The 22,222-nt window shown below is 62.9% G+C and carries 16 protein-coding genes; 9 read left to right on the top strand and 7 right to left on the bottom strand.

Annotated features, from left to right (window positions below; genetic code table 11):
• Positions 1-3 precede the first annotated feature (3 nt).
• Complete coding sequence (polA, locus tag JKL45_RS01245) at positions 4-3,060, bottom strand: DNA polymerase I (protein WP_201859290.1); 3,057 nt, start codon at positions 3,058-3,060, stop codon at positions 4-6.
• Positions 3,061-3,483: 423 nt separating this feature from the next.
• On the opposite strand from polA, the gene JKL45_RS01240 reads away from it, so the two are divergent.
• A complete protein-coding gene (locus tag JKL45_RS01240) occupies positions 3,484-6,978 on the top strand; it encodes a calcium-binding protein (protein ID WP_201859289.1) in 3,495 nt (1,164 codons plus the stop codon).
• A gap of 88 nt (positions 6,979-7,066) precedes the next feature.
• On the opposite strand, the gene JKL45_RS01235 is transcribed toward JKL45_RS01240, so the two are convergent.
• Entirely contained in the window at positions 7,067-8,275 is a 1,209-nt protein-coding gene (locus JKL45_RS01235) for an ROK family protein (RefSeq protein ID WP_201859288.1), read from the bottom strand.
• 224 nt (positions 8,276-8,499) lie between these two features.
• Here JKL45_RS01235 and xylF point away from each other — a divergent pair, with 224 nt between their 5' ends.
• The 4 genes from xylF (at position 8,500) to JKL45_RS01215 (ending at position 12,702) form a co-directional block, all read left to right on the top strand.
• On the top strand, positions 8,500-9,546 hold the full coding sequence (xylF, locus tag JKL45_RS01230; protein WP_201859287.1) for a D-xylose ABC transporter substrate-binding protein: 1,047 nt from the start codon (positions 8,500-8,502) through the stop codon (positions 9,544-9,546).
• 173 nt (positions 9,547-9,719) lie between these two features.
• A complete protein-coding gene (locus JKL45_RS01225) occupies positions 9,720-11,018 on the top strand; it encodes a sugar ABC transporter permease (protein WP_201859286.1) in 1,299 nt (432 codons plus the stop codon).
• 11 nt (positions 11,019-11,029) lie between these two features.
• The gene (locus JKL45_RS01220; RefSeq protein ID WP_201859285.1) at positions 11,030-11,809 is read left to right on the top strand and encodes an ATP-binding cassette domain-containing protein; all 780 of its coding nucleotides are present in this window, start codon (positions 11,030-11,032) and stop codon (positions 11,807-11,809) included.
• A gap of 140 nt (positions 11,810-11,949) precedes the next feature.
• Positions 11,950-12,702 (top strand): SDR family NAD(P)-dependent oxidoreductase, encoded by a 753-nt coding sequence (locus JKL45_RS01215; protein WP_201859284.1) that lies wholly within the window; start codon positions 11,950-11,952, stop codon positions 12,700-12,702.
• Between the two features lie 123 nt (positions 12,703-12,825).
• Here JKL45_RS01215 and JKL45_RS01210 read toward each other — a convergent pair whose 3' ends face one another.
• Together JKL45_RS01210 and JKL45_RS01205 are read right to left on the bottom strand one after the other, a co-directional pair.
• The gene (locus JKL45_RS01210; RefSeq protein WP_246498206.1) at positions 12,826-14,151 is read right to left on the bottom strand and encodes an AmpG family muropeptide MFS transporter; all 1,326 of its coding nucleotides are present in this window, start codon (positions 14,149-14,151) and stop codon (positions 12,826-12,828) included.
• Between the two features lie 59 nt (positions 14,152-14,210).
• Positions 14,211-15,035: an SIR2 family NAD-dependent protein deacylase gene (locus JKL45_RS01205; protein WP_201859283.1), complete on the bottom strand. Its 825-nt coding sequence runs from the start codon at positions 15,033-15,035 to the stop codon at positions 14,211-14,213.
• A gap of 130 nt (positions 15,036-15,165) precedes the next feature.
• Here JKL45_RS01205 and JKL45_RS01200 point away from each other — a divergent pair, with 130 nt between their 5' ends.
• On the top strand, positions 15,166-15,741 hold the full coding sequence (locus JKL45_RS01200; protein WP_312896895.1) for an NUDIX domain-containing protein: 576 nt from the start codon (positions 15,166-15,168) through the stop codon (positions 15,739-15,741).
• Positions 15,742-15,767: 26 nt separating this feature from the next.
• Here JKL45_RS01200 and fghA read toward each other — a convergent pair whose 3' ends face one another.
• Entirely contained in the window at positions 15,768-16,613 is an 846-nt protein-coding gene (fghA, locus tag JKL45_RS01195) for an S-formylglutathione hydrolase (protein WP_281401657.1), read from the bottom strand.
• Positions 16,614-16,627: 14 nt separating this feature from the next.
• Entirely contained in the window at positions 16,628-17,740 is a 1,113-nt protein-coding gene (locus JKL45_RS01190; protein ID WP_201859281.1) for an S-(hydroxymethyl)glutathione dehydrogenase/class III alcohol dehydrogenase, read from the bottom strand.
• Positions 17,741-17,881: 141 nt separating this feature from the next.
• Between JKL45_RS01190 and JKL45_RS01185 the strand changes: the two genes are divergently transcribed.
• Both JKL45_RS01185 and JKL45_RS01180 read left to right on the top strand, forming a co-directional pair.
• Positions 17,882-18,532 carry an MBL fold metallo-hydrolase gene (locus JKL45_RS01185; RefSeq protein WP_201859280.1) on the top strand — a complete coding sequence of 217 codons (651 nt, stop codon included), beginning with the start codon at positions 17,882-17,884 and terminating at the stop codon, positions 18,530-18,532.
• A 190-nt stretch (positions 18,533-18,722) separates the two neighbouring features.
• Complete coding sequence (locus JKL45_RS01180) at positions 18,723-19,607, top strand: hydrogen peroxide-inducible genes activator (RefSeq protein ID WP_201859279.1); 885 nt, start codon at positions 18,723-18,725, stop codon at positions 19,605-19,607.
• Positions 19,608-19,739: 132 nt separating this feature from the next.
• Here JKL45_RS01180 and JKL45_RS01175 read toward each other — a convergent pair whose 3' ends face one another.
• Positions 19,740-20,975 (bottom strand): YeeE/YedE family protein, encoded by a 1,236-nt coding sequence (locus JKL45_RS01175; protein WP_201859278.1) that lies wholly within the window; start codon positions 20,973-20,975, stop codon positions 19,740-19,742.
• Positions 20,976-21,176: 201 nt separating this feature from the next.
• Between JKL45_RS01175 and JKL45_RS01170 the strand changes: the two genes are divergently transcribed.
• A complete protein-coding gene (locus JKL45_RS01170) occupies positions 21,177-22,208 on the top strand; it encodes a cysteine synthase A (protein WP_201859277.1) in 1,032 nt (343 codons plus the stop codon).
• Positions 22,209-22,222: the final 14 nt, after the last annotated feature.

Here is a 22,222-nt window from a genome sequence, read left to right as displayed (position 1 = left end):
GCTTTAGTGCGCCTCGTCCCAGTTCTGCGCGGCGCGCGCGTCCACCGCGAGCGGCACCTTCAGCGACACGGCCGGGAAGGGAGCTTCCGTCATCACGCGCGAGATCACCGGCAGGCTCGCCTCGACCTCATCGTCCGGCACTTCGAACACCAGTTCGTCATGCACCTGCAGCAGCATGCGGGCGGAGAGGCGCTCGGCCTTGAGAACGTCCTCCATGCGCACCATGGCGCGGCGGATGATGTCGGCGGCGGTGCCCTGGATCGGTGCGTTGATCGCCTGACGCTCCACGCCCGCGCGCTCGGACGGGTTGCCGGATCGGATCTGCGGATAGTGGCAGATCCGCCCGAAGAGGGTGGTCACGTAAGTTTTCTCGCGAACGAATTTCTTCGTTTCGTCGATATAGGTACGGATGCCCGGGAAGCGCTCGAAATACTGCTTGATGAACGCGGAGGCCTCCTGGTTGCCGATGCCGAGACGCACGGCGAGGCCGAAGGCCGAGATGCCGTAGATGATGCCGAAATTGATGGTCTTGGCCTGGCGGCGCAGATCGCCCGTCATCTGATCCAGCGGCACGCCGAACATGGCGGACGCTGTCGCCGCGTGAATGTCGACGCCGTTGGCGAAGGCTTCCTGCAATTGCGGAATGTCGGCGATGTGCGCGAGCAGGCGCAGCTCGATCTGGCTGTAATCCGCCGAGATGATCTTGTGGCCTTCCTGTGCCACGAAGGCCTTGCGGATTTTTCTGCCCGCTTCCGTGCGGATCGGGATGTTCTGCAGGTTGGGGTCGGACGAGGACAAACGCCCCGTCGTGGTGGAGGCCAGCGAGAACGAGGTGTGCACCCGCTTGGTCTCAGGATTCATGTGCTCCTGCAGGGTATCCGTGTAGGTGGATTTCAGCTTGGAGAGCTGGCGCCACTCGAGGATTTTTGCCGGCAGTTCGTGGCCGGCCTGCGCCAGTTCATCGAGGAGCGTCGCGGGCGTTGCCCATTGGCCGGACGGCGTCTTCTTCGCGCCAGGCAGGCCCATGCGGCCGAACAGGATGTCGCCGATCTGCTTCGGGGAGCCGAGCGAGAACTTCTCGCCCGCCATCTCGTGGATCTCGTCCTCGAGGCGCGCGAGGGATTGCGAGAAGTCGCCCGAGAGGCGGCTGAGGATCTGCCGGTCGACCATGATGCCGCGCATTTCCATGCGCGCCAGCGTGTCCACCATCGGGCGCTCCAGCGTCTCGTAGACGGTGGCGCGGCGCTCGGCCACGAGGCGGGGTTTCAGCACATGCCAGAGCCGCAGGGTGACGTCCGCATCCTCCGCCGCGTAAGCGGTGGCCTTGCCGATCTCCACCTTGTCGAAGGTCACCTTGTTCCGGCCCGTGCCGGCGACCTCCGAGAAGGTGATCGGCGAGTGGCCGAGATGGCGACGCGAAAGCTCGTCCATGCCGTGCGGGCCCTTGCCGGCATCGAGCACGTAGGAGATCAGCATCGTGTCGTCGTAGGGGTGCACCTCGACGCCGTGGCGCTTGAACACGATCCAATCGTATTTCATGTTCTGGCCGATCTTGAGAACAGCCGCGTCCTCCAGCATCGGACGGATCACGTCGAGCGCATCGGTGACGGGGATCTGCCCCTTCACGAGCCCGCCGCCGAAGAGGTCGGATTCATCCCGGTGCTGCAGCGGCACGTAACAGGCCTTGCCCGGCTCCAGCGCCAGCGAGAAGCCAACGAGGTCAGCGCGGTTCGCATCGAGATCGCTGGTCTCCGTATCGACGGCCACATGGCCCTGCTCGCGGGCGAGCGCCACCCATTCCTTCAGGCGCTCCAGGTTGGTGATGGTCTCGTAAGCGGTGACGTCGATGGGCACGGAAGAGGCTTCCGTCGCGCGCTTGCCAGCGAGCTGTGACGGTGTACCCAAGCCCTCGATAGGCTTGCGGAGGGTCGCGGTCTCCGGCAGGTCGAGGCCCGCGAAAGGATCGACCTCGCCGGAGCCTGCATCGGTCTTCCCGAAGAACGGCACCGCATCGTCGGTGGGGGCCGTCACGCCGGTGCCGTTGCCGGTCCAGCGGATCGCCTCGCCGCCCGGCATGAGGCGCGGGTCGGGCGGGATCACTGACGGATCGGCCTCGTAGAGTTCCGCCACCCGCCGCGTGATCGTGTTGAACTCCATGGCCTTGAGGAAACCCACCAGAATCTTCGGATCGGGGTCCGGCACGCGCAGCTCGTCGAGCGGCACCGGAACAGGCGCTTCGCAATCGAGCGTCACGAGCTTCTTGGACAGGCGCGCGATCTCTGCGTTGGCGATCAGGCTCTCGCGGCGCTTGGGCTGCTTGATCTCGGGCGCGCGCTCCAAAAGCGTTTCGAGATCGCCGTATTCCTTGATGAGCTGCGCTGCGGTCTTGAGCCCGATGCCCGGCACGCCCGGCACGTTGTCCGAGCTGTCGCCCATGAGGGCCAGCACGTCGCCGATCTTTTCCGGCGGGATGCCCTCCCACTTCTCGGTGACGGCGCTTTCATCGAGATTGCGCTCGGGCCGATAGCCGGGCTTGCCCTTCGAGCCCGATTCGAAATCGTAGAAGCAGACTTTGGGCCCCACGAGCTGCATCAGGTCCTTGTCGGACGAGATGATGAGCACGTCGGCCCCGCGCGCCTTCGCCTGCTGGGTATAGGTGGCGATCAGGTCGTCCGCCTCGTAGCGCTGCAACTCCACGGGCTCGAGCCCGAAGGCGCGGATCGCCTCGCGCATGATCGGCATCTGGACCTTCAGGTCGTCCGGCGCGTCCGGCCGGTGGCCCTTGTAATCCTCATAGAGTTCCTTGCGGAACGAGCCCTCGGACTTGTCGAGCACGATGGCCAGATGCGTGGGTTTCAACCCCGCCGCCCCGTCGCGCATGAACTGCAGGAGCTTGGACACGAAGAGCCGCACGGCCCCCGTGGGCATCCCGTCCGAGGACCGGGAATTGTACTTCTGTTCCTGGTTCATGGACTGGAAATAGGCCCGGAAGATGAAGGACGAGCCGTCGACAAGAAACACATGATCGCCGGCTTGGACGGGACGGAAGGACGAAGGCATCGGGTCTCGGGGGCTTGGGATTGGTCTGGGCCAAGAAATAGCGGGTCTGCGAGCGGATGGCTATGGCGTTGGCTGTCAGGGCGGGTTCTGGAGCAGGGCGAAGCCGTTCGATCTTCAGGTACTCAGATGAGCGACCTTTTCGCCTGCTGGGGCTGCATCTGCCAAGCTTTGTAGATTAGTCGGCGAATTTGCCTGGCATAGAGAAGTGATTGATTTCAATCACCTTTCGGAGTGACGTAGGGGATATCCCTTCCTGCAAGACACCTCCAAGCTTTGCCATGTGTGGCAGCGCACTTTGTAGCAGTTCAAAAGCTATAACCTTGCATTATCTTTTGGCCCCGCATACTACAACGTCACAAGAGCGGCCATGTGATTCCGTTGCACGGCGAGCCGGGGCTTTGACACTTTCTGGGAGAGATTACCGTGACATTTGCAATTTGGAACAACAGCGAAACCCAAGTCGCCGTCAATTCAGATATGAGCCGTGAAATGGTCACAGCGCTCCCAAACGGCGGCTATGTGGTCGCTTGGCGGCAGGGCGAGAGCAACGGCGGCGGTACGCTTTTCTTCAAGATCTACAATGGCCTCGGTGTGCAAGTCGGTGGTGTTCACTCCCTTCCCAACGTAGGTCAAAGTCAGAACATCGTCGATATCCAGGCTATTGGGACGGAAGGCAGCTTTGCCATCAGCTGGAATGAATCCGCTCCTAATCAAGCCGGGTCCTTCAGTATCAGAAGTCGTGTTTATGATGTCAACGGCAACATAACCAGTGGCACCGATCCTATCATTCTCGCGAGCGGGCTCGGTCTGGACAATCGCGATACCCCGTCGATGGCCCGCAATGGAAATTCAGGTTTTGTCACGGCTTATGAAACGGGAAACAAAGTTTTTCTTGCTATCCAGAATGACAACGGAGTTGTGCAAAGCACTCTCGAGATTGCTTCTGCAACGAATGTCGATCAAGTCGATGTAACTGAAGTCGGTGCTGGTAAATTCGTTGTCAGCTATGCGGATGGTACAACGATCAAGTTTAAGATTGTCACCTTGGGCTCTACTATTCCAGAAGCCATTGAAGTACATGGTGGAACTGATGCAGACGTTGTCGCGCTGAAAGATCCTAACGGAAACTTGACTGGCGCTTTCGCTGTGACCTCCCAAAACGGGCGTAACGTTCAGACAGTCTTTTATTCGTCGCAAGGAGAAATCGGTCAGGCTGCTCTTGTCACAACACAGGGGCTGGATGAATTCGATTACGTTCACACGACGGCTCTCAGGGGTGGGCGTGTTGCCGTCGTGTACTCTCAATATACTCAAACTCAAGATGGAACGGTTACTGATAATGGCGACATCTTCCTCACAATCGTGAGCCCGGATGGTAAAAAGAATACGTATGCAGCTCCTCTGAATTCCCGTGCAGCCAAGGACGTCTTCACCCAGCAATATACGCCGACTGTCAGCGAAATGACTGACGGTCGTATCGTGGTGGCATGGCAGGATGGTAGCGACAACTCGATCACTAAGGTCATCTTTGACCCACGCGAGACCGGGGTGAGGGTCAATGGCACACAGGGCAAGGACGTCTATGTCGGGTCGGAATATACCGACACCCTGCTCGGACGGGCGGGCGACGACAGGCTTCAGGGCGGTGCTAGCGACGACGAACTGGAGGGCGGTGCCGGCAACGATACCTTGGAAGGCGGCGCTGACTTCGATTTCGCCTCCTATCGCAATGCCACTCAATCCGTGGTTGCCAGTCTCGCGACTCCGGGCGCGAACACGAATGATGCGAAAGGCGATATCTACATCAGCATCGAGGGCCTGATCGGCTCTAACGACACCGTTGACGGCAGTGGCGACACTCTGACCGGAAACGACCAAGTCAACAAGATCTGGGGCTTGGCCGGAAATGATAAGCTTCACGGAGGCGAAGGCAACGACACGCTGCTCGGTGGCGGAGGCCGTGACCATCTCTATGGCGGCGCGGGTGCCGACAGCCTGAACGGCGGCGAGGATGGTGTCGACGAAAACAATTGGGATATGGCCAGCTACGCATTTGCGGCAGGCGCGATCATCCTTGACCGCTCTGCTGGAAATGCGAACGGACTCGCAAATGGCGGCGAGGCCAAAGGCGACCAATTTACCGATATCCAAGCCTTCGAAGGCAGCCGCTTCAACGACACCATGCGTGGCGGGACGGGTGGAGACGTGTTCTACGGGGGTGCCGGGGTCGATCTTCTGCAAGGCAACGAGGGCGCAGATCTGCTCTTCGGGCAGGACGGCGACGATACTTTGGAAGGCGGCGCCGGTGCCGATGCTCTCACGGGCGACGGCGGTAGGAATTTTGCGTCCTATGCTGGGGCGCCCATCGGATTAGATGGGGTCGGTGTTATTGCGTCACTTCTTTTCCCTGACCGAAACACGGGGGACGCAGCTGGGGATACCTACAACTCGATCCAGGGGCTAATCGGATCAGTGCACAACGACATCCTAGAGGGAGACAATTCTGCTAATGAGCTTCGCGGTGGTGGAGGCGGCGATATGCTCTATGGCTTGAGCGGTTCCGATACTTTGGAAGGTGGCGCAAGTGGAGATAGGCTTTTTGGAGGCACTGGCTTCGATGATTATGCAAGCTACGCCAATGCCGGCGCGGGCGTAACAGCAGATCTTAATAATAAAGATCCGGAGTTAGAATTTGTGCCGAAGGCTTTTGCCAACCTTGCGGGAACAGGTGACGCAGCAGGTGATGTTTATTCCGGTATCGAGGGCCTGATCGGCTCTGCCTTTAACGACATGCTTATTGGCGATGCAGACAACGACCACCTTCGCGGCGGGGCCGGAAGCGATGTTCTCATCGGTGGCGCCGGGGCCGATGTCCTAAGCGGCGATGATGGAATCGACACAGTCGACTACTCCAGCGCCGGAAACAGCGTGACGGTCAATCTCGCGGCCGGTCGAGGTGCCGGAAACGTTGCCGAGGGCGACACCTATGCCAGCATCGAGAACGTCATCGGCTCGCAATTCGCAGACGTTCTCTACGGCAACGGAGCCACCAACGTTCTCCAGGGTGGTAACGGCGACGACATCTATCACGTCAGCGTGGGCGACGCCGTCGTTGAGGGCGCCGGTGCGGGCAACGACAAGGTCGTTTCCGATGCGAACTACACCCTCGGGGCCAATGTGGAAGCCCTCGAGGGCACCGGCGGCGGCGCTCTTGTACTGACCGGCAATGCGCTGAACAACACGATCATCGGCAATGGCGCCGGCAACTGGATCGATGGCGGCGTCGGTGCCGACACGATGATGGGTGGAGCCGGAGACGACATCTACGTCGTCGATAACGTCGGGGATGTGGTCGAAGACTATCTCGGCAACAACTCGATCGTGACGACGGTGCAGTTGAACCTTAGCAACGTGCGCGGAAACTTTGCCAGCATCACTGCGGCCGAAGGCTTCAACTTCAACGTTGAAGGAACCTCCGGCAACAACGTCCTCAAGGGTAACGCTGTCGCGAACACCCTGAAGGGCAATGGCGGCAACGACACGATCTACGGTATGCTCGGCAACGATAAGCTCTACGGCGGCACGGGTAAGGACACGTTCGTGTTCGACACGCGGTTGAACAAGACCAAGAACGTGGACAAGATCTACGACTTCAAGTCCAAGGACGACACCTTCCATCTCGACAACGCGATCTTCACCAAGCTGGGGTCCGGTACGGCCGCACGTCCGAAGAAGTTCAAGTCGGACATGTTCGTGGAGAGTACGCGCGCCAAGGACCGGGAAGACCGGATCGTTTACGACAAGAAGACAGGCGCGCTTTATTACGACCAGGACGGCACCGGGTCGAAGGCCCAGGTGAAGATCGCCACGATCACCAACAAGACCAAGCTCTACTACCACGATTTCTTCGTCATCTAAGCGGACGACGAAGAATCCAAATATAAGCCGCCCGGTGAAAGCCGGGCGGCATTTTCATGTAAGGCCTAAGATGTGGTTGCAGCGCTTCTCACGCAGCCCTCAGCCGCGCCAAGTCCAGGTCGAGTTCGCGCAAGGCCTGCATCACCACGCCTTCGGTCAGAAGGTCCATGGAGGATTCTACCACGTGGATCGTGGCGAGCGCGCGCAGTTCGGGAATGGTCTGCGATTTGAGCGCCGCCTCGAAGGCGGGGCGCAGCAGGTCCATGGCCCGGGTGCCGGGGCCGCAGATCACGATATGGTCGGGCTCGAGCGTCTGGATCAGGATGCCGACCGCATCGCCCAGCACCTCGCCGGCTGCATGGAACAGGTTGAGGAGGGCGGTGTCGCCGGAGCGGGCCTGTTCCACGATGGCCTCCATGGCCTCCTCGCCCGGCAGCAGCAGGGTCGGGGCAGGGCGGTGGTCGATGAGCTGCGCGTCCCGGTGCAGAGCGTAGTCGGCGAGATAGGCCTCGATGCAGCCGCGCCCGCCGCAGCGGCATTGCGGTCCGCTCCGGCGCAGGCGCACATGGCCGAATTCAGAGCCGCCGAAGCGGGCGCCGCGATAAAGCTCGCCCTGGATGAGAAAGCCGAGGCCCACGCCATCGCCCACCATCAGGCAGGCGGTGCGACCGGAGCGCAGGTCGGCGTTGCGCTGCGCAATAGCGAAGGCCATGGCGCTGGCGTCGTTCTCCATCAGCACCGGCTTGCCCAGGCGCTGGCTTAAGCCCGAGGCCAGGGGCAGGTCGCGGGTGCCGAGCACCGGGCTCCAGGCCACGATCCCGTCGCGGGTATCCACATAGCCCTGGCAGGCCAAGCCCACTGCTTTCACGTCACGTGCGCCGCTCTCCTCGGCAAAGGCCGCGATGGTGTGGGCGAGCACGTCCATCAGCTCCTCGCCCCCGAGATTGCGTAAGGGGCGCTCCACATGGCGGCTTGCCCGAGTGCGGCCGGCGCTGTCCAGGAGCCGCAGCTCGATGCGGTTGAAGCCGGTCCAGACGCCGACGACGGAGCCCAGGGTTTCGGCGAAGTAGAGACGGGTCTTGGGCCGGCCGCGGAGCAGACCCGAACCTTGGTCGGCCGAATCCTCCGCCACTAGGACGCCTTCATCGAGAAGTCCTGCGGCGAGTTCGGAGACGCTGGCCGGGCTCATGCCGAGATGGTGGCCGATCTCCACCCTGGCCATGGGGCCTTCGCGGCGCAGAGCATCGAGCAGGCGCCGGCGGGCGGTTTCGCGGGGAGAGAGGGACAGAGGGGTCATAGGCCTACTTTATTCACAGCTTGAATAAATCAAAACTGCGAGTTGCGGGCATCCGACCAAAATATTAGTGACTTGACGCTTGAAGGCCGCAGGGCCTCGTATAATTATTTTCCCGCTCGAACAATAATGCATGGCAGGTTGAGCCACGTCCGTCGGTCCAGAAGGCCCGACAGCTGTCATGAGCGCGGTGCTTTCCAGGGAAGCGCCGCCCAGGAGGAACACCGATGCTTTCGAAGAAACACGCTCTCATCTCGCTTGCCGCTCTGGCCCTCTCCGCCGGCGCCGCCTTCGCTCAGGGCAAGGGCCCCGTTGTCGGCGTCAGCTGGTCGAACTTCCAGGAAGAGCGCTGGAAGACCGACGAAGCCGCCATCAAGGCCGCTGTCGAGAAGGCCGGCGGCACCTATGTGTCGGCCGATGCCCAGTCGTCGCCTGCCAAGCAGCTCACCGACATCGAGAGCCTCATCTCGCGCGGAGCCAAGGCGCTGATCGTGCTGGCGCAGGATGCGGACGCGGTCCGCCCCGCCGTCGAGAAGGCCGTGGCCGAGGGCATTGCGGTCGTGGGCTATGACCGCCTCATCGAGATCCCGCAGGCCTTCTATCTCACCTTCGACAACGTGGAAGTCGGCCGCCTGCAGGCCCGCGAAGTGCTGAAGGTGAAGCCCGAGGGCAACTATGCCTTCATCAAGGGCTCGGGATCGGATCCGAACGCCAACTTCCTGTTCCAGGGCTCGATGGAAGTGCTGAAGGCCGGCATCGATTCCGGCAAGATCAAGAATGTGGGCGAGGCCTACACCGACGGCTGGCTCCCGGCCAATGCGCAGCGAAACATGGAGCAGTTCCTCACCAAGAACAACAACAAGATCGACGCGGTGATCGCCGCCAACGACGGCACCGCCGGCGGTGCCATCGCGGCCCTCGCCGCGCAGGGCCTTGCCGGCTCCGTGCCGGTCTCAGGCCAGGACGCCGACAAGGCGGCGCTCAACCGCGTGGCGCTCGGCACCCAGACCGTGACGGTGTTCAAGGATGCCCGTGAACTCGGCCGCAATGCAGCGGAGATCGCCCTGCAGCTGGCAGGCGGCAAGAAGCTCACCGAAATCCAGGGTGCGAAGTCCTGGAACCTCGGGCCGAAGAAGCAGAACATGACGGCTCTCTTCCTCACGCCGGTCGCGGTCACGAAAGACAACCTCAACGTGGTCATCGACGCCGGCTGGGCCTCGAAGGACGTGGTGTGCCAGGGCGTGAAGGCCGGCACGGTGAAGGCCTGCAACTGATCTAACGCTGTCATTCCGGGGCGCGCCTCTGGCGCGAGCCCGGAATCCATAAACACTAGCGTTTCAGGACTTTGCACAGGCCTCTGTGCTTCATCCTGCATTGTTGGCGGCTATGGATTCCGGGCTCCGCTGCGCGGCCCCGGAATGACATTTTTACATGACGAGCCATTCCAATGACCGCACCTGTTGCCAGTACCGCCCCGCCGCCGAGTGCCGCGTCCGGCTCATTCCTGTCGAAGCTTGAGATCGATGCCCGCATGCTCGGGATGCTGGCGGCGCTCGCCGTCATCTGGATCGGCTTCGATCTTCTCTCCGGCGGCGTTTTTCTGACCCCGCGCAACCTCTGGAACCTGTCTGTGCAGACCGCCTCCGTGGCGATCATGGCCACCGGCATGGTGCTCGTGATCGTCACGCGCAACATCGACCTGTCGGTGGGGGCGATTCTCGGCGTGGTCGGCATGATCATCGGCGTAGCGCAGGTGCAGTGGCTGCCGGCCTATCTCGGGCTCGAACACCCGCTGACGGCGCCGCTCGTTGTGGTGCTGGCCATGGCGGTCGGCGGATCCATCGGGCTCTTCCAGGGTTGGCTCATCGCTTACTTGAGCATCCCGTCCTTCATCGTGACGCTCGGTGGCCTGCTGGTCTGGCGCGGCGCGGCCTGGTGGGTCACGACGGGTCAGACCGTCGCGCCCATGGACACGCGCTTCAAGGCCTTCGGCGGCGGCGTTGAGGGTGCGCTCGGCGCCACCACCACCTGGGTCATCGCGGCTGTCGCCTGCGGGTTGATCATCATCGCGCTCGGCTTCTCGCGTCGCCGGCGCCTGCGCTTCGGTTTTCCCGTTCGGCCGGGTTGGGCGGATGCGGTGATTGCGGCGCTTGCCTGCGGCATCGTTCTCACGGCGGCTGCCCTTGCCAATGCCTACCCGCTGCCCGCCGGCACGGCGCGCCGCTGGGCCGAGGCGAATGGCATCGCATGGCCGGAGGGCGGGTTGTTCATCCCGCATGGCGTCGCGCTGCCGGTGCTGATCGCCATCGTGGTCGGACTGGTGATGACCTTCATCGCCACGCGTCGGCGCTTCGGCCGCTACGTCTTTGCCATCGGCGGCAATCCGGAGGCCGCGGAACTGTCGGGCATAAACACCCGCTGGACGCTCATGAAGGTGTTCGGCCTCATGGGCCTGCTCTGCGGCATCTCCGCCTGCATCTCGACCGCGCGCCTGAACGCCGCAACGAACGCGGCCGGCACCCTCGACGAACTCTACGTGATTGCCTCTGCGGTGATCGGCGGCACATCGCTGGCGGGCGGCGTCGGCACCATCGCGGGCGCGATGCTGGGCGCCCTCGTCATGCAGTCGCTGCAATCGGGCATGGTGCTGCTCGGCGTCGACACCCCGCTGCAGAACATCGTCGTCGGCGCGGTGCTCGTCCTGGCCGTGTGGGTCGACAGCCTCTATCGCCGACGCATCAAGTAAGGAGAGGCAACATGCCAACGAATGGAACGACGCCTCTCGTCGAAATGCGCAACATCTCCATCGCCTTCGGCGGCATCAAGGCCGTGGATGGCGTATCGGTGGACCTCCGTCCCGGCGAGGTGGTGGGCCTGCTCGGCCACAACGGGGCCGGCAAGTCGACGCTGATCAAGATCCTGTCCGGCGCCTACAAGCCGGATGCGGGCGAGATCTACGTGAATGGCGAACATGCCGATATCTCGACGCCGCGCGATGCCAAGCGCTACGGCATCGAAACGATCTACCAGACCCTGGCGCTCGCCGATAACATCGATGCGGCGGGCAACATCTTCCTCGGCCGCGAGGTTCTCACCCCCTACGGCACCCTCGACGATGCCACCATGGAGGCTGAGACCCGCAAGGTGATGGCGCGGCTCAACCCGCATTTCCGCCGCTTCAAGGAACCCGTGAAGGCGCTTTCCGGCGGTCAGCGGCAATCGGTGGCGATCGCACGCGCGATCTATTTCAACGCCCGCGTGCTCATCATGGACGAGCCGACGGCGGCGCTCGGACCGGCCGAGACCCAGCAGGTGGCCGATCTCGTGCTGCAGCTGAAGAAGGAGGGTATCGGCATCTTCCTCATCAGCCATGACATCCACGATGTGTTCGGCCTTGCCGACCGGGTCAGCGTGATGAAGAACGGAAAGCTCGTGGGCTCCGCCAATGTGCAGGATGTGACGCAGGACGAGGTGCTCGGCATGATCATCCTCGGCAAGTGCCCGGCAGGCGCGACACCGGGGCCGGGCGCGAGCTGATAGTCGGCGTCATCCCGGACGGAGCGCAGCAAAGATCCGGGATCGCGAGCAGAATGAGGCGCACTTCTCGTCATGCGATCCCGGGTTCTGCTCCGCAGCCCCGGGATGACAACTTACCCTTTTGAAAGATGTGAGGATTCATGACCCAAACCATTTACGGCTCCCTGAAGGGCAAGACCGTGCTCATCACCGGCGGCGCCAGTGGCATCGGCGAGAGCATCGCGCGTTCATTCCACGCGCAAGGAAGCAAGGTTGCCGTCCTTGATTACAATGCCGAGGCCGGTCAGGCGCTGGCCAAGGAACTCGGCGAGGGCGTGCATTTCGAGCACAGCGACGTGCGCGACATTCCGGCCTTTCAGGCAGCGATCCGGCGTGCGAGCGAGGCGGTCGGCCCGATCACGATCCTCGTCAACAACGCAGCGCGCGACGACCGCCACACCATCGATCAGGTGACACCGGAATACTGGCGGGAGCGCTTCGCCACCAACCTCGACCACCAGTTCTTTGCCGCGCAAGCCGTGCTGCCTGACATGGAAAAGGCCGGCGGAGGCTCGATCATCAACATGGGCTCGACGAGCTACATGGTGAGCGACGATTCCTTTGCAGCCTATAAGACCGCGAAATCCGCTGCAGTCGGACTGACCCGCGCACTGGCGCGCGAACTCGGGCCGAAGAACATTCGCGTCAACTGCCTCGTCCCGGGCTGGATCATGACGCAGCGACAAATCGATCTCTGGCTGACGCCGGAAGGCGAGACGGAGCTGCTTAAGCGTCAATGCGTGAAGCGCAAGCTCGTACCGCAGGACATCGCCAACTTCACGCTCTTCCTAGGGTCCGACGATTCCAGCGCCATGTCGGCGCAGACTTATCTCGTGGATGGCGGCTGGGTTTAGTCTCAAGCCTTAACGCGTCATCCCGGACGGCGTAAGCCGATCCGGGATCGCAATCAGGATAAGGCGTACTTCTCGTCGTACGATCCCGGGTTCTGCTGCGCAGCCCCGGGATGACCCTTGAACTTATGCCCTCGACCCGGCCCCGACGACAGGCGCGGTTTCATCCAATTTCTTGTCCCTCTCGGCCACTGTACTCATCGTGTCCCGCCGCACGACAAAACACAGGATCACCAGCGGGATACCGATGCTGGCGGTAGCGGTGAAGAGGAGGGGATAGCCGTAGGCGTCCACCACCGCGCCGGACGCACCGCCGATGAGCTTGCCCGGCAGGGCGTAGAGCGAGCTGAGAAGGGCGTATTGCGTGGCGGCAAAGCCTGGCGACGTCAGGCCCGACATGTAGGCGATGAGAGCTGAGCCGGCGAAGCCGGAGGCGAAATTGTCGATGCTGATCGAGAGGATGAACAGGAGCTTGTCGGCTCCCTCGAAAGCAAGCCAGGCGAACATCAGGTTCGACGAGGCGGCGATGACGGCGCCGATCAGCAGCGTCCACCACAGACCGAGTCGTGTCAGCGCCAGGCCACCCGCAAAGGCGCCGGCGATCCCGACCCAGATGCCGTAGAGCTTCGACACGTCGGCGATATCGGTCTTGGAGAAACCGAGATCGATATAGAGCGGGTTCGCCATGACGCCGGCGACGAAGTCGGGCAGGCGGAAGCAGGCGATGAGCGCGAGGATTGGGATGAGGATCAGCCCCTTGCGCCGGAAGAGATCGGTAAGCGGCTCGGTGATGGCTGCAGTGAACGGAAGACGTTCGCGCACGGCGCTCTCGTTGCCGCGCGGAGCCAGGAGCGTGCCGATGAGCCCGACACCCATGAGCACCGCCATGGCCAGATAGGCGCTGCGCCAGTTCACGAACTCCGCAATGTAAAGTGCACCCGCGCCCGCGCAGATCAGGGCGAGCCGATAGCCGAGCTGATAGGAAGCAGCCATCATGCCCTGCCGCTCAGTGGAGGCCACGTCGATGCGCCAGCCGTCGACCACCACATCCTGCGTCGCCGATGCGAAGGCGACGAGGAGCGCCGATGCGATGGTGAGGGGAAGCCTCGTCTGCGGATCGCTGATGGCGATGCCGACGATGCCGAGGGCCGTGACGATCTGGGCAAACGCCATCCAGCCACGTCGCCGCCCGAGGAGATTTGCCAGACCCGGCACATCATAGCGATCGACGATGGGAGCCCAGAGGAACTTGAAGGAATAGGCCAGCGCCACCCAGCTCAGCATCCCGATTTCGGTCCGCGAAATTCCTGCCTCCCGCAGCCAGGCCGACAGAGTGCTGAAGACCAGCAGGAAGGGCAGGCCCGACGAGAAGCCCAAGGGCAGCATGAGGGCAATGCGCCCGTCGGTCAGAACATCACGGAAGGAAAGACGGCGTTTTTCTGCGGCGGCCATGAAATCAGCTTGTGAACTTGAAGGGCGGGCAGATTGGCACAAGGCGGTGCCGGTGCCAATCAGACGCTATCCTCGTCCCTCTCGACGGCCTTGCTGAGGTTGGTCAGGAACTTCTCGAGCGCCTTCTCCGGCGGGCACTCCTTCTCCATCAGCACCTGCAGGCCCCATTGCTCGAGAACAGCCTGCTCCACCGGGTTGGCGCGCAGCATGAACACGTAGGATTGCGGCCGGTCGCGCTCGTAGCCCGACCCGGCCCACGTTTTCCAGAGCCGGTGCATCAGGAAGCGGATGTTGAGATCCGTCATGCTGTAGCCGATGAACAGGATGGTCTTGCCCAGAGAATCGGAGCGGAACTTGATGTCGAGAGGCGATTCGAAGGAGAGGCGCTCCAGATAATCGGTCTCCGCGATGACGATGGAGCCATCGTCATCGAAATCGCCGTGGTACTTCACGATCTGCGGCACGCCCTCGCGGACACGGGCGATGTCCTTCGCGTTGACGATCTTCACGTATTCCTTGCCGTGCAGGTCGTAGGCGGTCTCGAGGTTTCGGTCGAAGTTCGTGGTGTAGACGATCGGAAAGTCGAGCTTGCAGATCAGCTCGTGGACGCGGGACTTCCTGAGCGTGTCGTCCGGAATGGTCCAGTTCCGGTCCATCCAGCTGCGCAGGGGGCCGATGCTGCCCTGCTTGAGCCGGTAATATTCCGCGAGCGTCAGGTAGTTGAGGTCCGTGCCCTTGAAGTCGGAGAGGTCGATCTTGAGTTCGTCCGCGATGTGCTCGATCAGGGTGCTCCAGGAGGGCAGGCCGACCGTCATGGAGACGCCGGCGCCGGCGAACAGGATCGCCTGCTTTGTCCTGACGGCGGAAACCAGATCCTCGAGCACGCCACTCTCCTTAGCGGTATCCTGCCTTAACGCACGAAGCTGCTCTTAAGCTTCATTATGAGATCAGGGACAACTTGAGCGTTTCGGGTGTTGTCATAGGTTGAACACAGTGAACAGGAGAGAGCAGGACGTGTCAGGCTATAAGATCGAGCAGGTCGAAACCCTCCATGAGGGCTGGCGCAAGCTTCTCAAGCTGATGGTCCGGATGCCGGACGGCCGCACCATGGCCCGGGAGGTCCTCAACAGTGCCGATGCGGCGGCCGTGCTGCCCTACGATCCGCAGGCCCGCAAAGTCATCCTGGTTCGGCAGTTCCGTGCGCCTGTCATGCATGTGGAGGGGCAGCCCAGTCTCCTGGAAGCCGTGGCCGGGCTGCTCGACGAGGACGAGCCGGAGGCCTGCGCCAAGCGCGAAGCCATGGAAGAGGCAGGCCTTCGCCTTCAGACCCTGGAACGGGTGGTCACCGCATGGTCCACCCCCGGCATCACCACGGAACGCCTGCACCTGTTCCTAGCCCCCTACACGGGCGCCGACCGGGTGGAGGAGGGTGGAGGCCTGGCCGAGGAGCATGAGGACATCGAGGTGCTGGAGATCGGCCTCGATAAGCTTATGGGAATGCTGCAGCAGGGCACAGTCACGGACATGAAGACACTGGTGCTGATCCAGGCCTTGCAGCTCAGACACCCTGAGCTGTTCGGCATAGGTTGAGGGTCTGCCCCAGGCTTTGACGAGCGTTACATGCCAAGCCGTTGTGCATGCCAGCGCAGGTGATCCTCGATGAAGGTGGCGATGAAGAAGTAGGAATGGTCGTAGCCTTCCTGGCGACGCAGGGTCAGGGGCTGACCTGCCCTGGCGCAGGCCTCCTCCAGCAGCTGCGGCTTGAGCTGGCTTTCGAGAAAGCTGTCGCCGCTGCCCTGGTCGACCAGGAGGTCGGGCAGGCGCGCACCGCCTTCGATCAGCACACAGGCATCGTACTCGCGCCAGGCCGAGCGGTCGGCGCCGATGTAGCCCGACAGGGCCTTCTCGCCCCAGGGGCAGTTCATCGGCGACGCGATGGGCGCGAAGGCCGAGACGGCCTTGAAGCGATCCGGGTTGCGGAGCGCGATGGTGAGCGCTCCGTGTCCGCCCATGGAGTGGCCGGTGATGCCCTGGCGGCTCATATCTGCCGGCAGGCTCTCGGCGATGAGATCCGGCAGCTCGCGCTCGATATAGGAGCGCATGCGGTAGTGCTTCGCCCATGGCTCTTGAAGCGCATCCACGTAGAAGCCGGCACCCAGGCCGAAATCGTAAGCGCCCTCCGGATCGTCCGGCACACCCTCGCCACGTGGGCTGGTGTCGGGCGCGATCAGCATCAGGCCGAGTTCCGAGGCGACCCGCTGCGCACCCGACTTCACGGTGAAATTCTCCTCCGTGCAGGTCAGCCCCGAGAGGAACCACACCACCGGCACCTTGCGGTCTTTCGCCTGCGGCGGCACGAAGACCGCCAGCCGCATGGGCGTGCCGGTCTCCCGCGACGTATGGCGATAGACAAACTGCGTGCCGTTGAAGCAGCGCGATTGCGATACGGTCTCGAAACTCAACATGCCTCTCCCGATCAGTAGACGACGACGGAGCGGATCGACTTGCCCTCGTGCATGAGGTCGAAGGCGGTGTTGATCTCGTCGAGCGGCATGGTGTGGGTGATCAGATCGTCTATGTTGATCTTGCCCTCCATGTACCAATCCACGATCTTCGGCACGTCCGTGCGCCCGCGCGCGCCGCCGAAGGCCGTGCCCTTCCAGACGCGGCCGGTGACGAGCTGGAACGGCCGGGTGGCGATCTCCTTGCCGGCTTCCGCCACGCCGATGATGATGCTCTCGCCCCAGCCGCGGTGGCAGCATTCGAGCGCCTGGCGCATCACGTCCGTGTTGCCGGTGGCGTCGAACGAGAAATCCGCGCCGCCGCCTGTGAGATCGACGATGGCCTGCACGACCTTGTCGTTGCCGATCTCCTTCGGGTTGATGAAGTCGGTCATGCCGAACTTCCTGGCCATCTCGACCTTGGCCGGGTTGATGTCGACGCCGATGATCTTGTCGGCGCCCACCATGCGGGCGCCCTGGATCACGTTGAGACCGATGCCGCCGAGGCCGAACACCACCACGTTCGCACCGGGCCAGACCTTCGCCGTATAGAGCACCGCGCCGATGCCCGTGGTGACGCCGCAGCCGATGTAGCAGATCTTGTCGAAGGGGGCGTCCTCGCGCACCTTGGCGAGCGCGATCTCCGGCAGCACGGTGAAGTTCGCAAAGGTCGAGCAGCCCATGTAGTGGAACACCGTCTCGCCATCGCAGCGGAAGCGGCTCGTGCCGTCGGGCATGAGGCCCTGGCCTTGAGTCGAGCGGATCGCCGTGCAGAGATTGGTGCGGCGCGACAGGCAGGATTTGCAGTTGCGGCACTCGGGCGTGTAGAGCGGGATCACGTGATCGCCGACTTTCAGCGTCGTCACGCCAGCGCCGACCTCGCGCACTATACCGGCGCCCTCATGGCCGAGAATCGCCGGGAACTTGCCCTCGGAATCGAGGCCCGAGAGCGTATAGGCGTCCGTGTGGCACACGCCGGTTGCCATCACCTCCACGAGCACCTCGCCGGCCTTGGGTCCTTCGATGCGGATGGTCTCGATGGTGAGCGGCTTGCCAGCCTCCCACGCCACGGCGGCCCTGGTTTCCATGCTCGTGTCCTCGTTTTGATTCGGTGAGGGACTATGTGAACCGTGGCAGCACAAGGTCAAGCGACGCGGCGTCGATGTCAGAGACTTCCCAGATGCGCCTGCTGGTCATATGTGTCTCTTCGACAAGCAAAGGATCAGACCTTGCCAGACGTTCGCGCCGCCATCATCCCCGTAACGCCGTTCCAGCAGAACTGCACCCTGTTGTGGTGCGAGAAGACCAAGAAGGCGGCCGTGGTCGATCCCGGCGGCGATCTCGACAACATTCGTGAGGCGATCGCGCAGAGCGGCGTCACCGTCGAGAAGATCATCCTCACCCACGGCCATATCGATCACGCGGGGGGCGCGGCCGAATTGCGGGAGGATCTCGGCGTCCCCATCGAAGGCCCGCACGAGGCAGACCGCTTTCTGCTCGACCGGCTCGCGGAACAGGGGCAGGCTTATGGCTTTCCGGCGCGCGCCGTCACACCGGACCGCTGGCTCAATGAGGGCGACACGGTCACTGTCGGCGATCTCACCTTGGACGTGCTGCACTGTCCCGGCCATTCGCCCGGAAGCGTCGTGCTGGTGTCGAAAGATCAGCGCTTCGCGCTCGTGGGCGACGTGCTGTTCCAGGGCTCCGTCGGACGCGTGGATCTTCCCGGCGGCGACGGCAAGGCGCTGATCCGCTCGATCAAGGACAAGCTCCTGCCGCTGGGCGACGACATCACCTTCATCTGCGGCCACGGCCCCATGAGCACCATCGGACAGGAGCGTCAGAGCAATCCGTTTCTGCAGGGCGAGGGGATGTTGTGAGGTGAAGCACTGACCTTCTGTCATTCGAGGTCGGCCCGCAGGAAACGAGGCGGGAATCGATCACATGACATTCAGCTGATACGCACTCCGGAAGCCGCTGCGATAGCGGGCCATAAGGGGATGCCTGTTTGTTTTGAGCCATTAGAGCCGGCTGTGTTGATTGAGCAGAGCGATCAGATATTCTGATCGTATGGTCACCCTCCGACAGCTGCGCTACTTCGAAACATTGTCCCGCACAAAGCATTTCGGCATGGCGGCCGAACAATGCGCTGTCACGCAGCCGGCCCTCTCCATGCAGATCAAGGAACTGGAGCGGGAACTCGGTGTGGAACTGGTCGAACGCCGTGGCGGCACCATTGCCATGACCGCAGCCGGGCAGGAGATCGCGGCACGGTCCGAGGCCATCCTCAGCCAGGTGCGGGAGCTGTCCGATTATGCACGCCAGCATCAGGGCGTTCTCACAGGGCCTCTTCGGCTTGGGATCATTCCCTCGATCGCCCCTTACCTGCTGCCGGACATTCTGACTCAGGTCACGACGCATTATCCGACCCTCGACCTTCAGATCCGCGAGACGCAGACGAATGCCCTGGTGGAGGAACTGATCCGAGGGGAACTGGATGCGGTGTTGGTCGCCCTGCCGGTCGATTCACCGCAGCTTGCAACCATGCCGCTCTTCGAAGACCGCTTCCTCATCGCCGTTCAGCGCCAAGCGGCTCCGGACTGGAGCAAGAGCGACCTGCGCAGCCGCATCGGGCAGGAGCGCCTGCTGCTGCTGGAGGAAGGGCATTGCCTGCGCGATCAGGCGCTTCAGTTCTGCCAGATCGCCAACATGCAGGCACGCAAGGCGCTCGGTGCCGCCTCGCTCACGACGATCATGCAGATGGTGGCGGCAGGGCACGGGATCACGCTGCTGCCCGAGCTCTGCGCCAAAACGGAGGTCGATCGGCAGCGGGTGGCACTCATCGCGTTTCCCGAGGAAGCTCCCATGCGTGTCGTCGGTCTAGCCTGGCGACGCAGCTCGTCCCGGACGAGTGACTTCATGGCCTTGGGCGAGTTGATCAAATCCGTCAGGTGAGAGGGATGGCTGCGGCATAAGCCGCGACGCTTCGACCCTTCATCCTACAGGCCGCGATTCGGATTTCTTGCAGAAACAAAAAAGGCCTTCCGGCGCATACCGGAAGGCCTTTTTTTAAACCCGGTGCAGGGTTCAGCAGCCGGTGAGCTTCACGCGCTCCACTTTGAGGCCGAAGAGCGGACGCACGCGGGTGCCGAGGACGTTGCCGGCAAAGGCCGCGACGAGCCAGACCCAGCCGTGCAGGCTGCCAGACGCAATGCCGGAGAAATAGGCCCCGATGTTGCAGCCATAGGCAAGGCGGGCGCCGTAGCCGAGGAGCAGGCCACCCGCGATGGCAGCGACGGCCGAGCGCAGAGGAACCTTCCACGTCGGCGCGAAGCGCCCGGCGAGAGAGGCGGCGAGCAGCGCACCCAGGATGATGCCGAAATCCATCAACGTCGTGATGTCGTTGAAGATGCTGCCGGTGAGCTCCGCCTGACGGGCCGGCGACGACCAGTAGGGCCAGCTCGCCACGTCGAAGCCGATGGTGGCCGCGATCTTCGAGCCCCACAGGGCGAAGGCCGAGGTTACACCCCAGGGACGACCGGCGAGATAGAGCGTCACGAAGTTCAGGAGCGCCAGCGCCACCGCGCCTGCCACGATGGGCCAGGGGCCGCGCAGGAAGCGGGCAAGTCCCTGGCGCGGCGACGGGTCGGCCGTGATCAGACGACCGTGCCGGCGCTTCTCGAACACCACCGTGACGGCCGCAATGAGACCGAAGAGGGCGAGCTGGAAGGCGAGTGCCGTCCAGGGACCCCAGGCCTTGATGATCGAGATGGCCGGCAGGCTCGGCAACGCCACCCACCAGTGCAGGTGCGCGGCGCCGATGGCAGAGCCGGCGATGAAGGCAGCCAACGTGATCAGCATGCGGGTGGAGCCGCCGCCCACTGTATAGAGCGTGCCGGAGGCGCAGCCGCCGCCGAGCTGCATGCCGATGCCGAAGATGAAGGCGCCGAACACCACGCCGATGCCTGCCGGCGACACGTTGCCGGCGACAGGCTGGCCGAACAGGGTGCCTGCAGCGAGAACGGGGAAGAACAGCACGGACGCGATGGCGAGCATCACCATCTGGGCGCGCAGACCCTCGCCGCGGCGGTCCGCGATGAAGACGCGCCAGGCCGAGGTGAAGCCGAAGGCTGCATGATAGAGCACGAGGCCGAGCGCCGCCCCGAGCACGTACAGCGCCGCCTGTCGCGGATTGATGATGGCGCCCAGCAGGGCTGCGCCACCGATGATCCCGGCTGCAGCCGCAAAGGTGGCCGGAGCGTTGATGGTCAGGCTCGCGCGGTTTCCTAGAGAAAGAGGCGATGCCACTGCAGAGCTGGACATGGTGATTCCTAAAGCTGCGTGGAAAGGAGATGCCAAGTGCCTCGTGCACCTTGCACAACCAACATGACGTTCGTTATAAAGAACGTCAAGATGTGTAATTAGCTTGGTAATTACATATAATCGATGTGATTATGGAAATAGCCTTCGCTATGCGTTCCTACACCGAGGACGAAGCGCTTTCCCGCAACGAGGTATGACCTGATGACGATCCAGCCTGACGTTCCCCACGCCATCGGCAACACGCCGCTCATCAAGCTCCGCCAGGCATCGGAACTCACCGGCTGCACGATTCTCGGCAAGGCCGAGTTCATGAACCCCGGACAGTCGGTGAAGGACCGCGCGGCTCTCTTCATCATCCAGGACGCGGTCAGGCGTGGAGCTTTGCGCCCGGGCGGAGTCATCGTTGAGGGCACGGCGGGCAATACCGGGATCGGCCTGGCTCTCGTCGCCAATGCCATGGGCTTCAGGACCGTGATCGTGATCCCGGAAACCCAAAGCCAGGAGAAGAAGGACATGCTGCGCCTGGCCGGCGCCGAGCTGATCGAAGTGCCGGCGGTGCCTTATGCCAATCCCAACAACTATGTGAAGGTCTCAGGGCGCCTGGCGGAGCGCTTGGCAAAAGAAGAGCCGAACGGCGCCATCTGGGCCAACCAGTTCGACAATGTGGCCAACCGGCAGGCGCATATCGAAACCACGGGACCGGAAATCTGGGAGCAGACGGGCGGCAAGGTCGACGGCTTCGTCAGTGCGGTCGGCACGGGCGGGACGCTCGCCGGCGTCGGCATGGCGTTGAAGGAGCGCAACGCGAAGATCACGATTGCGCTTTCCGATCCCATGGGCTCCGCTATCGCAAACTGGGTTCAGACGGGCGAGCTCAAGGCGACCGGCACGTCGATCACCGAAGGGATCGGTCAGGGACGGGTGACGCAGAACCTGGAAGGCGCGCCCATCGATGTGGCGTTCCAGATTCCGGACGAGGAGGCGCTGCCGATCATCTTCGATCTGCTCGAGCATGAGGGGCTCTGCCTCGGAGGATCGTCCGGCATCAATGTTGCGGGTGCGATCCGGCTCGCGAGGCAGCTTGGGCCCGGGCATACCATCGTTACCGTGCTGTGCGACTACGGCACGCGCTACCAGTCGAAGCTGTTCAATCCGGAGTTCCTGCGCGGCAAGAACCTGCCCGTTCCCGCATGGCTCGAGAGGAAGAGCACAATCGATCCCGGGCTCGTGTAGCGCAGCAACGTTGC

Source organism: Microvirga soli (assembly GCF_016734765.1).
Taxonomy (GTDB): domain Bacteria; phylum Pseudomonadota; class Alphaproteobacteria; order Rhizobiales; family Beijerinckiaceae; genus Microvirga; species Microvirga soli.
This window is presented reverse-complemented; position numbering and strand designations above follow the sequence as displayed.

Coding starts and splice junctions, on each gene's coding strand:
- JKL45_RS01180 (WP_201859279.1), top strand. CDS start 18,723: ATGGTCACCCTCCGACAGCTGCGCTACTTCGAAACATTGTCCCGCACA.
- JKL45_RS01235 (WP_201859288.1), bottom strand. CDS start 8,275: ATGACCCCTCTGTCCCTCTCTCCCCGCGAAACCGCCCGCCGGCGCCTG.
- JKL45_RS01170 (WP_201859277.1), top strand. CDS start 21,177: ATGACGATCCAGCCTGACGTTCCCCACGCCATCGGCAACACGCCGCTC.
- xylF (WP_201859287.1), top strand. CDS start 8,500: ATGCTTTCGAAGAAACACGCTCTCATCTCGCTTGCCGCTCTGGCCCTC.
- polA (WP_201859290.1), bottom strand. CDS start 3,060: ATGCCTTCGTCCTTCCGTCCCGTCCAAGCCGGCGATCATGTGTTTCTT.
- JKL45_RS01210 (WP_246498206.1), bottom strand. CDS start 14,151: ATGGCCGCCGCAGAAAAACGCCGTCTTTCCTTCCGTGATGTTCTGACC.
- JKL45_RS01175 (WP_201859278.1), bottom strand. CDS start 20,975: ATGTCCAGCTCTGCAGTGGCATCGCCTCTTTCTCTAGGAAACCGCGCG.
- JKL45_RS01220 (WP_201859285.1), top strand. CDS start 11,030: ATGCCAACGAATGGAACGACGCCTCTCGTCGAAATGCGCAACATCTCC.
- JKL45_RS01190 (WP_201859281.1), bottom strand. CDS start 17,740: ATGGAAACCAGGGCCGCCGTGGCGTGGGAGGCTGGCAAGCCGCTCACC.
- JKL45_RS01215 (WP_201859284.1), top strand. CDS start 11,950: ATGACCCAAACCATTTACGGCTCCCTGAAGGGCAAGACCGTGCTCATC.
- JKL45_RS01225 (WP_201859286.1), top strand. CDS start 9,720: ATGACCGCACCTGTTGCCAGTACCGCCCCGCCGCCGAGTGCCGCGTCC.